Here is a 14,826-nt window from a genome sequence, read left to right on the forward strand (position 1 = left end):
ATGATTTAATCTTCAGATTCCTAAACATTTGTGATCCTTACCCCTAATGCCATATCGTCTAGCATCGATCTAAAGTCGTTCATCAACTGCCACATACCATTTGCAGAAGCACTTTTGGCTTTTCTAACTCATATACCTGCGGTTCAATTCGTTTTAATTCTTCTGGTACCCATCCTTGTTCTTTGGCAAGTTCAGTCAATGCCTCATCCATGGTTTCTGCCACTACAACCGCAATTGCATCCGTATAGAAGTCTTGATGCACATTAGGTTCGTTGATCATACTCCAACTATGAAATTTTCGATTATGCCGCCATACAAATACTTTCATGCCGCCCCTCCGATGCCAGTTTTATTTTCTATTTCACCTTCTTTCACTGCTTTTCCTTGTTTTATATTATTTAGCCAAAAACTACAACGCCTATAGTAGAGCGAGTTATAGCCGACCTATAAAACAGAGAGAACGTCCCTGTCAAAATGACTAGGAACGCTCTCTCTTTCTTTGCGGTTAACTGGCGCAACATGCTAGAAAGTCAACGCTACAATTGCGGTGAAAGACAGCCATCCTGCAAACAGAGCTCCGGGGGCAAAAGGTCAGCTACTAGTTGTATGATTGTCCATTTCCACATTTGCAACTTCGTTTTGGCTATTGATTTCCTGCTGCTCAGCTGGCGCATCCTCAGCCTCTGACTCAGCAGCCAATAACATCATTAATTCAGCTTCGGACACAGTGGAAAACATGCCAGAAATCAATTTTTCTCTCATGCTTCAAACCTCCCTTGCTGTGCTTATGCTACCAGTTTACCGCATGATTAGTTATTGACCTGTGGCGAAATTCTTATGCACTGCATTTTCAGGAAATCGTATATCTAATTTTATAATTTCTTAATTATAATCCATCCCACTTGGATAGGTCTTTTACGCCATAACGTTTTTCTGCCTTGTCAGATCGAGAAAGGATGTCAATAAAATATTTCATATCATTACTATCTCCCTTAATTTGCCTCCATTCACTTATAACCCAAGTTTCCCCTTCCCGTTCTAATCCGATATTGGATTGATAAGGAGCAATGTTGGTTCCTATCGTCCCAGGCTTTATAAATTCCGCAGAATACAATACTACCGCTCTCAGTTTTTCACCATCATAAGACACATTTTCAAATCCTTGCAGCGTATAGCTCTTCACTGAGGCAAAATTAGCTAGTAATTGCTCATCGGACAGATGTCGTAAACCTGGGTTGATCTCTTTTATCGTCTTAGCATCTTTATTCGTTATAGCTGTAAAAAAAGGTACCAATGCCCGAATCATTTCTCTTTCCTCAGCTGCAATGGCTGTCCCATCTTTAGCAATGAGCGGCTGGGAAGTAATTTGATATGGGGCCTGCTGACTTGATACGCAGTTTATTGAAAAAAAGGTGACAAGTAAAAAAGTAATACATAACAAACATTTTTTTATCATGATGACATCTCCTCGCATCGTAGAGTTCATAATCCCTTTTTATTCTTTTTCTATAAAATTCAACAAAAGGGAATCAATTCCTGCTATGTAAATCGAAGCATTTCTTATGATCGCCTATTATAAATTAAAGGTTGAGGCAACAAACTGTCGCTTCTACCTTACTGTATTTTATATTCCCTTGTGTTTGCGATTGCCAGTCGATCCTAACCTTTTCTTGCACGCAAAAAAAGGAACTGAGGTTTTAAAACCGCTAGATCAGAATTTACCGCATTTGGAATTGGTTGCCAATCGTCATTATTTTGTCACATTTATATACTATTCTAAAGATAGTATTTCAAGTAAATTCCAAAAGAAAGGAGTTTATCATAAATGCAACCAATCATTAAAGTATCTCCCATACGAAAAATGGGTGCTGCCTATCTTCAAATATCGCAGCAAAATCAAATGACTGACATACAAAAGAGCAGCAAATACAATAAACGTAATTTCGGCTCAAAAATTACACGACAAAAAGCAGATGTTGTTGAAATTAGTGCTCAAGGTTTACGCGCATTACAGCAGCAGGAATACTTAGCACCTCCTACTCAAAGTAGCACCACTTGCATGTCATATATTTCACGTTTAATCGAAAACTACGAAAAATAGCACTTTACTATTAGCACAAAAACCTGCAAAATTTAGAATGAACCGACTTAAGGAAGATTGAAAAAACCTCTTAGTTAGGAATACTTGAAATTACGCAAAAGAACCTAACGACCTGCAAGAACTCAACAGAGAACTTGCAGGTCGTTCGGTTTTTATTGCAAATGGTAGTATTATTTTTTAAAAGCTGCTATACCACTCATCTAAGCTTCCGTTATCCTCAACGGTAACTTTATCATTACCCGAAGGATATTTGAAAAACAATAATTTAAGCCCCGCTTTTGACTTTTGTGCATAGGTAATTCCTTGATGAATTAAATAAAAATCTCCTTGTTTAACGAAGGTTTCTTCTCGCGTCTTTACGTTGATATACTTGCTTTCCCCTGCTAATACATAGATATACTCGGTTGTTGTTGTATGATAGTGCGGTTTTTCAATCGTATACTCTGTATATTCTGTAATGCCGGCTTCTACATGAGGATCTCGTAAATATTCCAGTTCTTGAGGCAAGGCTAATTCACCCACTAGATATTGTCGCTTTGAGCTGCCTAGTGCTAATTGGATATTTTCGCCACTTATTACTTGGATTCTTTTCATCCTTCTCACCTTACTCTTGCCGTCCTGCTAGATTGACAATATTTGAGATAAATTGTACATTTCTTGATCAAATACTTTTCTTTTCGTAAGCGCTTCCATAATATCTATGTTAATCAAGTGATTGTCTTTTATGCCAATAGCACGATTGGATTTCCCCTCAATCAATAGATTAACAGCCATAGCTCCCATTTTGCTTGCTAATATTCGATCAACAGCGGTGGGCACTCCGCCTCGCTGAAGATATCCAAGCACCGTAACTCTTGATTCAATACCAGCATTATTCAATATTTCTTTTTGTAACTGGGCAGCAGATCCTCTGCCTTCAGCCAACATAATAATATTATGAGCTTTCCCGCGCTTCCTGCCTTGCAGCATTTTCTCACAAATTTTCTTCACTTCATATTGTTCTTCTGGAACTAAGATACTTTCCGCCCCTCCAGCCAGACCTGCGTAAAGAGCGATATCCCCGCAGTGCCTTCCCATCACTTCAATAATGGTTACTTTCTCATGAGACATGGATGTATCTCTTATTTTGCTGATGGAATCGAGCACCGTATTGACTGCTGTATCAAAACCAATTGTATAATCGGTGTACGCTAAATCGTTATCAATGGTACCGGGAAGTCCCATCACTTTGATATTGCCACGACCAAGTTTATTAATTCCCTGAAAAGAACCATCTCCACCGATTACGATGAGGCCGTCAATTTCATTTTTCTCTAATATTCCAATTGCCTTATTGATGCCAGCTTCTGTTTTCATTTCTTCACATCTGGAAGTTTTAAGAATCGTTCCGCCTCGGTGAATGATATCGCCAACCGATGCTATATGCATTTCTTTTATTTCACCATGTAAGAGACCCGTATAACCTCTTTGGATTCCAACAACTTTGAGATCATGATAAATGCCTGTTCTTACTATGGCTCGAATGGCTGCATTCATGCCTGGGGCATCCCCGCCGCTGGTTAACACTCCTATCTTCTTCATGAATTCGATCTCCTTTTTTAACACTACCGTTCCTATTTCTTCTACGCTAGTTGCCTTTCAATACCTTCTTGGTTACTGCAACAACATTTTCTGTGGTGAAACCAAATTTATTAAATAATGTTTTCGCTGGCGCTGATGCCCCAAAACCTTTCATGGTTACATATGCACCATCAAGTCCAACATACTTGCCCCAACCAAAATCGCTGGCTGCTTCTACTGCGACTCTCCCTCTCACGGCTTTGGGCAGCACACTTTCTTTATATTCGTCTGACTGCTCCTCAAAAACATCTATAGAGGGCATACTTACAACTCTTACGTCAATATTTTCTTTAGCTAATTCTACTTTGGCATTCACTGCCAATTCCACTTCTGATCCGCTTGCTATAATAATTCCATCTGGCACTGCTTTATTGGAATCGGCCAGGACGTATCCACCTTTTAATGCTTCTTTGCTTGCCCCTTTTAATTGTGGCAGATTTTGTCTTGATAAAACCAAAGCAGTCGGCGTTTTTGCCGATGTAATGGCATAGTACCATGCAGCACATGTTTCGGTTGCATCTGCTGGTCTGAACACGGTGAAATTTGGCATTGCTCTCAGCATAGCTAATTGTTCGATTGGTTCATGGGTGGGACCATCTTCACCAACACCGATGCTGTCGTGAGTCAAAACATATGTAACAGGCAATTCCATCAGCGATGCCAATCTTGCCATTGGTTTTACATAGTCACTAAATACAAAGAAAGTCCCAACAAAAGTTTTCAGTCCCCCATGTAAAGCAAGACCATTACCAATCGCTGCCATTCCAATCTCTCTTACACCATAGTGAATATTTCTGCCACTGTAATTTGATTTTGAAAAATCTCCGGCATCTTTCATATTTGTTTTATTGGAAGGTGCAAGATCGGCACTGCCGCCAATAAAGTTTGGTAATATATCTTTAATGCGATTGATCATAATTCCAGACAAGTTTCGTGTTGCATCTGCTTTGTCAGCGTAAGCCCAAAACTCTTCTTTATTTAGAAGATCTGTTAATGCATTATTATCGAAATATTGCTGCCAAAGAGTTTTCATCTCAGGGTATTTTTCACAATAGGCCAAAAACAGCCCATTCCAAGTTGTTTCGTCCTCTGCCTTTTTTTCTGCAATCTTTTTGTAATGATGGTAAACAGCATCAGGGACATAAAACGCATCTTGTTTTTCCCATCCGAGATTTTCTTTCAAAGCTGCAACATTTTCTACACCTAAGGGTTCGCCATGTGCACTTGCTTGGCATTGCTTTGCCGGGCAGCCATAGCCAATTTGTGTTTTTACTATGATAAATGAGGGTTTATTGGTTTCACCCTTAGCCGCTTGAATTGCCTTTCCAATTCCCTCAAGATCATTTCCATCCTCTACTACGATGGTCTGGAAACCAAATGCCTGCATCCTTTTTTCTACATCTTCTGTGAAAGCAATGTCCGTGCTTCCTTCTATGGTAATGTTGTTGCTATCGTAAAATACAATCAGCTTACTTAGACCTAAGGTTCCTGCCAGTGAAAGTACTTCTGAGGTGATTCCTTCCATCATGCATCCATCACCGCCTAGTACATAGGTATAATGATCTACAATAGGAAATCCCTCTTTATTAAAGATGGAAGAAAGATGGGCTTCTGCCATTGCCATACCTACGGACATACCCATACCAGCGCCAAGTGGCCCGGTTGTAGCTTCCACTCCTATGGTATGACCATATTCTGGATGACCTGGAGTTAGCGAATCCTCTTGTCTAAATTGCGCGAGGTCTTCAATTGACAAATTACCATAGCCAAATAAATGTAATAGTGAATAGAGTAATGTAGATCCATGACCGGCTGATAAAACAAAGCGGTCTCGATTTACCCATTTCGGATTTTTAGGATTGTGTTTCATGTGATTTGCCCATAATTCATACGCCATGGCTGCGCAGCCAAGGGGCAGTCCAGGATGACCGGAATTCGCTTTTTGTACCGAATCTGCCGCTAGAATTCGAATTGCATTTACTGACATCTCATCAATTTTACCCATTTGTTTCTCTCCTTTTACATACCGTTTTTTTAGTAACTACTAGTTTTACAATAAAAGCTGATATGAATTTTCATATCAGCTTTTATTGTAACTCTTAATCGATAAATATTCTACTTATTATACATCGCATCTTGTTCTTTGCGAAGCTTATAAATCTTATTCGATACCAAACCGTAAGGAACATAGCCTTTAACATCAGATTCTTTAGCACTGGCAATCGAGCCATACTATGTTGAGTTAATGACCACCTGTCGGGTGATTTTTGCTCTCAATTTCCTGCAGCTTATACAATTCATAATAACTGCCTTTTTGGGCCAGCAATTCATGATGCGATCCTTGTTCAACGATCTTTCCCTGCTCCATTACGATAATGGTATCACAGTCACGTATTGTCGTCAGTCGATGAGCGATCATGATTAATGTTCGTCCTGCTGCCATTTGTCCGAGATTCGCTTTTATAATATTTTCTGATTCATTGTCTAGTGCACTGGTGGCCTCATCAAAAATAAGAATTCTAGGATCTGTAAGCAATGCCCGGGCAATGGCGATGCGTTGTTTTTGCCCTCCTGATAAGGTAGCACCTCGTTCACCTACAATCGTGTTATAACCATTGGGCATTTCATTGGCAAATTCATCTACTCCCGCAATCTGTGCGACCCTTTGTATTTCTTCCATACTAGCATCCAGTTTAGCTAATGCAATGTTATCTTTAATACTCCCATTGAACAGGTAGGTTTCTTGCAGCACTACCCCTACCTGTCGTCTCAGCCAAGCGGGTTCGACTTGAGCCATATCCACACCATCAATTAGTATTCTGCCTGTTTCTGGTACATACAGTCTTTGAATGATTTTGGTCAAGGTACTTTTACCTGAACCCGATCTGCCAACAATACCAATGCTAACACCAGCCTCTATTTTCAGGTTGATTTGGCTAAGTATCTCATTTGTATCTTCCCGATACCGGAATGTGACTCGATCTAATACAATTTCTCCACGAATCGTTGATAGGGTGGTTCGGTTTGGATCAAAAACAGGTTCTGATTTTTCACTCATAATATCATCAAGTTGATTGATCGATACTCTTGTCTGTTGGAAATTCTGCCAAAGATCAACTAATCGCAGCACCGGAGAAACTACAAAACTGGAATACATTTGAAAAGCAATCAATTCTCCAACCGTTAGTCGATTCTCCATGACTTGATTGATGCCAACCCACAGTATACCAATCATGCAAAGTTGCTGAATCAACGCTGCTGTGTTATGACCGATATTGTTTATATTCGCAGTGACAAAAACCGATTTAATATATCTTGATAACATTTCATCCCACTTTTGGATAAAATATTTTTCTACTGCCAAGGATTTTACGGTTTGAATGCCTGTAATGGCTTCTATCATAAAGGTTTGGTTTGCAGTCTCAAGCTTAAATTTCTCTTTCAATTTTCTTCGAAACAAAGGGGTCAATATTAAATTAAGGATGATATAAAGCCCCAAAGCTACTAATGTAATTCCGGTGAGATAACCACTATACGTAAACATGATGGCAAGATAGATTACTGAAAACGCACTGTCGAGAACCGCAGTGAAAGCAGAGCCGACAATAAACCCCCGTATCGTATCTAACTCTCGAATCCGAGATACAATCTCACCAACTTTATATTTTTCGAAAAACCGTATTGGCAATGCCATAACATGATGAAAGATTCTCGCACTAAGCGTAACATCAATTTTACTTACGTGATGATTAAACATACAACTTCTTAAACCATTAATCCATGCTTCAAAGATACAAAGGATTATCATTCCTACAATGAATATATTGAGGGTACTAAGACCGTGATGTACTAAAACCTTATTAATGATTACTTGGATAAATAAAGGGCTCACAAGTCCGAACATCTGTAACACTAATGAAAGCAGCAGTATTTTACCAAAGGCTTTTTTGTACTGCATAATGATCGGGAGAAACCATGCTAATCCAAATTTGGGCTCTTCTTTTTCGATATAGCTAGGCTGCTTCGCAATCAGAATGATTTTGCCACTCCATTGTTCTAAGAAAACACTTTCAGCGATACTTACTGGATGGTTCTTGTAAGGGTCAAAGACAATTGTGTTTTCATGATCTCGATTCAGTATAATTATGTAACAGCCATTTTTTAAGATTCCGATTGCAGGCAATGGGAATGATGCTTTACCTTTTTTATTACTGTAATCCGTAAAATGAGCTTTTAGCCCCATTTCTTTCGCTGTTCGGATGAGAGTTGTTAAATCCATCCCCTCATTGCCTATGATGTGAGCACGACGTATTTGTTTTTCATCAGCTGCAATGCCAATCATTTGAGCTATCATTAGTAAGCATTTTAATGCTGAATCAACAAAAATGTTTTCTTGCAGCTTCACTTCTTCTTGCATTTTTTGTTTAGCCATATCTTATCTCTCTCTCAAAGATTCGCTTTGGTATTTTTTAAAGGGTTCTAAGAAAAATTCATAGATTTGCTTTTGCCGCGTTTTAATTTCAGCATTGACCACCATGCCACTATTGAAACGCGTTTCTTGGTTGTTCACAACCACATAGTCTCTATCCATTTGCAAAATTACTCGATATACATTGCCCTTTTCCCGGTCTTCTACTGCATTCGGGCTAATCGTAAGGACAACAGCAGGCACCGTGCCATATTTTTGAAAATTAAAGGATTCTATCTTAACCTCGGCAGACTGTCCCTTCTGTATGAATCCAATATCTTTATTTGCCACCCAGGCCTCAACTTCTAAGCTGACTTTATCAGGCACTACCTCCAGCAGTACTTGCGCAGGCGTCACAATGCCTCCAATTGTATGCACTGCTAAATTGCTTATGTATCCGTCATCTGGCGCCACAATGGTTGCTAAACGATTCTTTTCTTCTGCCTTTTTCACTGCTTCATTGCAATAGAAAAGTTTTTGTCTTGCCTCAACCAGCTTTGTATCAACATCCACATTTTTTTCTGCTACAACCCGCGCTAAAGATGCCTGGCTTTTCGATAATAAGGATTCTTGTGCCATGATTATCGATTCTTGTTCTGCCAAATTCTGCTCCACTTCTTCTCGTTTACTTTCCTGGTCTATCAAGGTAAATTTTGATATCGCATTTTCATTTACTAATTGTTCTAGTTTACTCTCTTTTTCTTTAGCAAGCTGATGCAACTTTGTTAGTTTATTCTTCTCCACTTGAGCACTTCGCAAATTTTGCTGATATTGCTGCATCGTATGCCGAGCCTCTTCGATTCTTGTTTGATATGCAAAATTACGACTGTTATAGAGATTGATTTGCGTTTGTATATCTTTTTCATCTGCTTCGGGTATTGCATGGGGCAGAAAGGATCGATTTGCTTTTTCGGCGGTCAAGCGCTCTACTTCAAGATTGGCATAAATGGCTTCCCTTTTCACTTTAGCTAAATCATCTGCAGAATATGTAGTATCTAATTCTAATAACAAATCTCCTTTTTGTACTTTTTGTCCATCTACAACATAAATCTTTTTAATGATCCCCTTATCTTCGGCTTGAAGTACTCTAACATAGCCATTAGGAATAATTTTTCCTGGCGCTATAGCAACTTCGTTTACACTGCCAAATGTCACCCACAGCAATCCAATAACTGCTAAGATGAAAAAAGTCCATAATACAGTTCTACTGCCATAGGATGGCGGCGATTCAACGATTTCCAAAGCTGCAGGTAAAAATTCAGCTTCTTTACTTTGAAACTTTTCGATGTTCTTAATTTTTACTCTTTCATAAAATTCCTTTATCTTTTCTGGAAGAATCTTTAATTCTTCATTCTTCTTTATATATCCATACATTTTATTAAACATGGCTGTCTCCTTGCTGTTGATAGAGATTATAATACGCGCCTCTGTTCTTTATAAGTTTGTCATGTGTCCCTTCTTCTATAATTTGACCTCGCTCCATGACAATGATTGCGTCACACTCTTTGACATTTGCCAGACGGTGGGCAACGATGATCATCGTACGTCCAGCTGCGATCTGTACAAGATTTCCCATGATGATCCGCTCTGAATGATAATCTAACGCACTGGTAGCTTCATCAAATATTACAATCTTAGGATTGGAAATTAATGCTCGGGCAATTGCAATTCGCTGGCGCTGACCACCAGATAATGCAGCACCCCGTTCTCCGACAATCGTATCATATCCTTCGGGAAGTTCGAGAATAAACTCGTGAGCACCTGCAAGCTTAGCGATCTGAGTGATCTCTTCCATACTTGCACCTTGACGGGCAAGAGCTATATTGTCCCGTACACTGCCATTGAACAGATAGTTATCTTGCAGCACTACACCAATCTGCTGTCTTAACCAAGCTGGATCAGCTTGGGCTATATCCACATCATCAATCAAAACCCGACCTGCTTCCGGAATATATAATCGTTGAATGATTTTGGTTAAGGTACTTTTCCCGGAACCCGATCGTCCTACGATACCTATCTTCATGCCTGGTTTTATGTGTAGATTGATTTTTCGCAGCACTTCATCATTCTCAATGTAGTACCTAAAGGTTATATTTTCAAGTTTAATTTCGCCTTTGATCTCTGATAATCGAATTGCATCGGGTAAACAGGTTGGTTCTGGTACTGCATTTAATATATCTCCGATTCTTGTAACAGCGAGCTTTGTCTGCTGAAAGGATTGCCACATTCCTACTAAGCGCAATAAAGGTGCACCAGCCTGATTCGCCATCATTTGGAAAGCAATAAACTGGCCAATTGTTACTGCTCCATCAATTACCATAAATCCGCCAAACCAGATCAGTAAGTAGGCAACTAGTTTTTGTGTAAGGCTTCCTCCATTATTTAATACAACGCTGAACTGTGCTTTATCCAAATTGGTACTAACGCTTTTGGCTAATAATCTTTCCCATTTAAAATTGAATTGCGGCTCCACTGCCAGAGACTTTACAGTATGAATGCCCGTTATCGCTTCAACAACAAACGCATTGTTTTCTGCACTGGCATTCCAAGAATCTTGCAGTCTTTTTTGATACATTGGCGTTCCTACTATATTGATTGCCAATTGAATGGGTATGGCTGCAATAGCGATTAAGGTCAAAGGTGCACTATAATAAAACATTACAGCAAAGAATACTACGGAAAAACCCAAGTCAATCAGCACCGTCATGGCGGTACCAGTTAAAAATTCGCGAATATTATTTAAAGCAGATACTCTCATCAGAGTATCCCCCACTCGCCTTTTTTCAAAGAATTGTATAGGTAGATGCATCAAAAGCCGGAACATTCTAGTACCTAAGATTACATCAATTTTATTTGTGGTATGGGTAAATAAATATGTCCTTATCAGGTTCATTACGGTCTGGAATAGGACTACAAACACCATCCCCACGACGAGTATATTTAAAGTGACTGTTCCATGATTAACAATTACTTTGTCAATGATTACCTGTGTGCATAAAGGCACTACTAGTCCAAATAATTGAAAAAAGAATGCGGCTCCCAAAATTTCTATGAAGTAACGCTTATATCGGACTACAACAGGTATAAACCAAATTAAATTAAATTGTCTACTGATGTCCTTTAAATTAAAGGAGCGCTTACATATAATAGCTTGACCCGTCCAACTAAGAAGAAATTCTTCTAAGGACATTACGATGGAATGTCCATGCCTTGGAGAAAACAGTGCTATTTTCTTTGCATTATGTTCCCCAATCACTATATAATCTCCGTTGTTCATAATCGCAATTGCAGGAACCGGAATGGCCGATAGTCCTCTTTTCCCTGATTTTACTACTTTTGCTTTCAGATTTATCTTTCTTGCAGCTTTTATTAAGTCCTTTGGTTCAAAGAGATCATCGCCAATCCCATATTCGTTTGTCAGTTTTTCTTCGTCAATTGGCATTCCAAAGCCTTTTGCTACCACTGCTAAACAAATTTTCCCGGTGTTCATATACGCTAAGGTTTCTTTTTCCATAATTATTTTTTCTTCCATAGTACTCCTTTCTCCGGAATCAAAACATATCTTCTTTCCAACTTTTATTCACATTCTCACTTATTTTGGGCGTTTTATTAAAATACGTTACACATATGTATAGATTTTGTCACATATTGAGTATCCTGGCAAGGCTTTCAAGCAACAAGAGGACTAAAGTAACATTTTATTTTCTATAACAAAAAATTGCTACTCCCAGCACATTACTGAAAGGCAGCAATCTATTTTAAAGACACTATGATGCTCAGTAACGAATGTTCGCTAATCATAAGCTTGTCATAAATTTGTCATATTTTTCTTATATTATAACAATAGAACACCATAATTGGAAGAATCTAAGAATCATACAATAATCTGGCAAATATAAAATAAATCAATTGAAGAGGTGACAACATGAAAATAACAGCAACAGCATCGTATCTTAAAGTAGAGATCGCTGACAAAGAAACAATCATTCAAGGAAAAATGCTTACAGACGGATTCATTGCTTTTAGCGATACCATGAAGTATTGGGAACCGCCATATGAAGATATCAAAATTAAAGAGAATATAAAATCGGAACTTATAAACTGCCTAATGAAAGGAACTCAGAATTCTGATTTTAAAATCATCTTCACTAAAGAATCAAATTAGTACATTCTAATCCTTAATCACCAAGATCCGTCTTCTTACTCTTCTTAAGAGCCTCCCCCGCAGTGATATCGATTTGGATTTCATTACGATCATCATTTCGGTAAAACACATTGCTTTGATCAGACTCTGCAATGTCTCCTTTGATACAACCATCTAACTGAATATTTCTGTAGGGACTATCCCAACCCCCAGATGAAATTTCTTCAATTTTTGTTACGATCTTATTATCGATATCAGTAATAACTTTCTCTACACTTTTCATTTCTGGTGATACATATTTATTATATAAATCAGTGACAACTTGCACTACCGATCCAACTATACTTCCACGTTGAAACCAACTTTGAACATTGCCAAATTCACGAGTATCACAGATTTCCTCTATTGAATCATTTACAAAATAGCGATTCATATTTCCTAAATAGACAGCACCTCCTGCAATCCCCCCTTTAGTATCAGTATTAATATCTAACATACTCCCAACTGATTCTATAGCAATTTCGCTTCCTAGGACTGCCTTGTAATCACTGCTAGGATTCTCTACTCCAAAGCCACCATTAGAACTATTATTTAAGAGCTCTAATCCAAAACCGCCACTAAAGCTGCTATTGGAAGTTTCTGCTCCAAAACTTCTATTAGAATTTTTTTCAGAACTATCATGACTCATTTATTATTACCCCCATCCATTTAGTTCTTTCTAAAAATAAAATTCCTATCTATGTTATATTTACCATTAAATATAAAAATCCTGCAATTAATTTACAAAAAAATGTAATTTAATTGCATATTTTTTTTAATATAGAGTTTCACTTAATTTTGGAATCATATTCAGATTTACACAAAAGACCGGATACTGGACTAGTATCCGGTCTTTTGTTGCTGATTTTTTAATCTTATTCCTCTTGCTTTTATATTTGAGACAATTCCACCTAGAATATTGGTCGTCTAATTACATCAATAATGGTTCCATCCCGATATTCTACAACTCCGACAATCTCATCGCTAAGCTGAATCGCCTCTGGTTTACCACACAGTTTGTAGGCAATATCCTTAAGTTCATGTATGGACATGATGGGAAGACCAGAATTTTTTACATTATCAATGATGTCCAATCGTTTCGGATTGATAGCAATTCCTCGTTCCGTAACAATGGCATCCACTGTTTCTCCTGGCGTTACTACCGTCTGAACGGCATCTTTAACCATGGGCAAACGACCACGGAGCAGTGGCGCTACCACAATGGTTAGTTTAGCACCAGCAGCCGTGTCGCAGTGACCGCCGGAAGCACCCATAATCACTCCGTTTGAATCGGTAATCACATTGACATTAAAATCAACGTCAACTTCTGTCGCACTTAATATCACTGCGTCAAGATTATTGACAATCGCTCCGCTATTATGAGGGTTTGCATAATAAGACGCTGACATTTCTAAGTGATTACTGTTTTTCTTGATGGAATCAATGGCGGGAATGTCAAAACTCTGTACATCAAACATCATTTTGAATAAGCCTTCTTCCATCATTTCAGCAAAAACACCTGTCATGCCGCCAACTCCAAAGCTGCCGGTTATTCCTCTTTCGAGCATCTTTGTCTTGATAAACCGACCGACAGCCATGGAAGCACCGCCGCTGCCAAGCTGCATGGAAAAATCTTGCTGCAAGTAACCTGAATAGTCCATCACATCGGCAGCATATTTGGCAATGAGCAATTCTTTTGGGTCTTTCGTATAACGAAGGGCGCCTGAAGCGATCCCTGCTGGGTCACCAATACTGTCAACTACAACAATATAATCGACCTGGGTTTGAGGGATACTGATGGGAAACAGGGGATGAGGCATTAGATTATCGGTAATGGCTACAACTTGATCGGCATAGGCTGCATCTTGTATGGCATATCCTAGAGAACCACAAGCAGACTGACCTTGAATTCCGTTAATGTTGCCGTAGCGATCGCAGGCCGGAGCACCTAGGAAAGCCACATCAATGTGAATGGCTCCACTTTCAATGGCCTGCGCCCGACCGCCATGGGAACGGATATGCAATGGTTTTTTTAAATGGCCTTCTGTTAAGAACCGTCCCATTTTCCCTCTGGCGCCGCTTGTTTCAATTGCTGTAATTACACCCTGCTCGATATAAGGAATAAGTGCATCATTGACCGTGTTAAGTGAACTCGGGGAAAGGGTAATATCACGAATCCCCTTTTTCGCAATGGCTTCAACAACACGGTTTAAGATTCGATCTCCATTGCGAAAATGGTGATGAAAAGAAATGGTCATTCCGTCTTTAAGTCCTACTGCATCAATCGCAGTTTCAATGGAAGCTAATCGTTTATCCGCACGCGGCAGGCATGTACTTAAAGCTGCTCCGACAGTCCGTCCTACAGGTTTACGGGCAAAGGCACCGCCAAAGCCAGTCACCTTCCCTAGCCCAGGTATAAAGTCAGGTATTTCTCTTCCGATGGAATTTTTCATT

13 protein-coding genes are annotated in these 14,826 nt (G+C 39.0%); 2 read left to right on the plus strand and 11 right to left on the minus strand.

Translation table 11 applies throughout. From position 1 onward, the window contains the following. Positions 1–82: 82 nt before the first annotated feature. The 3 genes from JBW_RS12910 to JBW_RS12915 all read right to left on the minus strand — a co-directional run bounded on the left by JBW_RS12910 (position 83) and on the right by JBW_RS12915 (position 1,456). Positions 83–328: a hypothetical protein gene (locus JBW_RS12910; protein WP_007952454.1), complete on the minus strand. Its 246-nt coding sequence runs from the start codon at positions 326–328 to the stop codon at positions 83–85. 263 nt (positions 329–591) lie between these two features. Next, the gene (locus JBW_RS25360; RefSeq protein WP_007952453.1) at positions 592–762 is read right to left on the minus strand and encodes a hypothetical protein; all 171 of its coding nucleotides are present in this window, start codon (positions 760–762) and stop codon (positions 592–594) included. A gap of 124 nt (positions 763–886) precedes the next feature. Further along, positions 887–1,456 (minus strand): hypothetical protein, encoded by a 570-nt coding sequence (locus JBW_RS12915; RefSeq protein WP_007952452.1) that lies wholly within the window; start codon positions 1,454–1,456, stop codon positions 887–889. 369 nt (positions 1,457–1,825) lie between these two features. Between JBW_RS12915 and JBW_RS12920 the strand changes: the two genes are divergently transcribed. Then, on the plus strand, positions 1,826–2,101 hold the full coding sequence (locus tag JBW_RS12920) for a hypothetical protein (RefSeq protein WP_007952451.1): 276 nt from the start codon (positions 1,826–1,828) through the stop codon (positions 2,099–2,101). Between the two features lie 177 nt (positions 2,102–2,278). Here JBW_RS12920 and JBW_RS12925 read toward each other — a convergent pair whose 3' ends face one another. From JBW_RS12925 to JBW_RS12950, 6 genes are all read right to left on the minus strand, one after another. Continuing rightward, positions 2,279–2,695, minus strand: coding sequence for a cupin domain-containing protein (locus JBW_RS12925; RefSeq protein ID WP_007952449.1), 417 nt, complete (start codon positions 2,693–2,695; stop codon positions 2,279–2,281). A 27-nt stretch (positions 2,696–2,722) separates the two neighbouring features. Then, entirely contained in the window at positions 2,723–3,682 is a 960-nt protein-coding gene (pfkA, locus tag JBW_RS12930) for a 6-phosphofructokinase (protein ID WP_007952445.1), read from the minus strand. A 46-nt stretch (positions 3,683–3,728) separates the two neighbouring features. Continuing rightward, positions 3,729–5,726: a transketolase gene (gene tkt, locus JBW_RS12935; RefSeq protein ID WP_007952443.1), complete on the minus strand. Its 1,998-nt coding sequence runs from the start codon at positions 5,724–5,726 to the stop codon at positions 3,729–3,731. Positions 5,727–5,963: 237 nt separating this feature from the next. Beyond that, positions 5,964–8,153, minus strand: coding sequence for a peptidase domain-containing ABC transporter (locus JBW_RS12940; RefSeq protein ID WP_007952441.1), 2,190 nt, complete (start codon positions 8,151–8,153; stop codon positions 5,964–5,966). Between the two features lie 3 nt (positions 8,154–8,156). Next, positions 8,157–9,575, minus strand: coding sequence for an HlyD family type I secretion periplasmic adaptor subunit (locus JBW_RS12945; RefSeq protein ID WP_007952440.1), 1,419 nt, complete (start codon positions 9,573–9,575; stop codon positions 8,157–8,159). Next, positions 9,568–11,721, minus strand: coding sequence for a peptidase domain-containing ABC transporter (locus JBW_RS12950; RefSeq protein ID WP_007952439.1), 2,154 nt, complete (start codon positions 11,719–11,721; stop codon positions 9,568–9,570). The genes JBW_RS12945 and JBW_RS12950 overlap by 8 nt, the downstream gene beginning before the upstream one ends. A gap of 393 nt (positions 11,722–12,114) precedes the next feature. On the opposite strand from JBW_RS12950, the gene JBW_RS12955 reads away from it, so the two are divergent. Beyond that, positions 12,115–12,354, plus strand: coding sequence for an Imm74 family immunity protein (locus JBW_RS12955; RefSeq protein WP_007952438.1), 240 nt, complete (start codon positions 12,115–12,117; stop codon positions 12,352–12,354). A 13-nt stretch (positions 12,355–12,367) separates the two neighbouring features. On the opposite strand, the gene JBW_RS12960 is transcribed toward JBW_RS12955, so the two are convergent. Together JBW_RS12960 and citF are read right to left on the minus strand one after the other, a co-directional pair. Further along, complete coding sequence (locus tag JBW_RS12960) at positions 12,368–13,021, minus strand: hypothetical protein (RefSeq protein WP_007952437.1); 654 nt, start codon at positions 13,019–13,021, stop codon at positions 12,368–12,370. A 262-nt stretch (positions 13,022–13,283) separates the two neighbouring features. Next, positions 13,284–14,825 (minus strand): citrate lyase subunit alpha, encoded by a 1,542-nt coding sequence (gene citF, locus JBW_RS12965; RefSeq protein WP_045820618.1) that lies wholly within the window; start codon positions 14,823–14,825, stop codon positions 13,284–13,286. Between the last annotated feature and the right edge of the window lies 1 nt (position 14,826).

Source organism: Pelosinus fermentans JBW45 (assembly GCF_000271665.2).
Classification (GTDB): Bacteria; Bacillota; Negativicutes; order DSM-13327; family DSM-13327; genus Pelosinus; species Pelosinus baikalensis.

Bases quoted from the DNA above. Each gene is read 5' to 3' on its own strand.
- JBW_RS12925 (WP_007952449.1), bottom strand. From the start codon at position 2,695: ATGAAAAGAATCCAAGTAATAAGTGGCGAAAATATCCAATTAGCACTA.
- JBW_RS12920 (WP_007952451.1), top strand. From the start codon at position 1,826: ATGCAACCAATCATTAAAGTATCTCCCATACGAAAAATGGGTGCTGCC.
- JBW_RS12915 (WP_007952452.1), bottom strand. From the start codon at position 1,456: ATGATAAAAAAATGTTTGTTATGTATTACTTTTTTACTTGTCACCTTT.
- JBW_RS12945 (WP_007952440.1), bottom strand. From the start codon at position 9,575: ATGTTTAATAAAATGTATGGATATATAAAGAAGAATGAAGAATTAAAG.
- citF (WP_045820618.1), bottom strand. From the start codon at position 14,825: ATGAAAAATTCCATCGGAAGAGAAATACCTGACTTTATACCTGGGCTA.
- JBW_RS25360 (WP_007952453.1), bottom strand. From the start codon at position 762: ATGAGAGAAAAATTGATTTCTGGCATGTTTTCCACTGTGTCCGAAGCT.
- JBW_RS12960 (WP_007952437.1), bottom strand. From the start codon at position 13,021: ATGAGTCATGATAGTTCTGAAAAAAATTCTAATAGAAGTTTTGGAGCA.
- pfkA (WP_007952445.1), bottom strand. From the start codon at position 3,682: ATGAAGAAGATAGGAGTGTTAACCAGCGGCGGGGATGCCCCAGGCATG.
- JBW_RS12950 (WP_007952439.1), bottom strand. From the start codon at position 11,721: ATGGAAGAAAAAATAATTATGGAAAAAGAAACCTTAGCGTATATGAAC.
- JBW_RS12940 (WP_007952441.1), bottom strand. From the start codon at position 8,153: ATGGCTAAACAAAAAATGCAAGAAGAAGTGAAGCTGCAAGAAAACATT.
- tkt (WP_007952443.1), bottom strand. From the start codon at position 5,726: ATGGGTAAAATTGATGAGATGTCAGTAAATGCAATTCGAATTCTAGCG.
- JBW_RS12910 (WP_007952454.1), bottom strand. From the start codon at position 328: ATGAAAGTATTTGTATGGCGGCATAATCGAAAATTTCATAGTTGGAGT.
- JBW_RS12955 (WP_007952438.1), top strand. From the start codon at position 12,115: ATGAAAATAACAGCAACAGCATCGTATCTTAAAGTAGAGATCGCTGAC.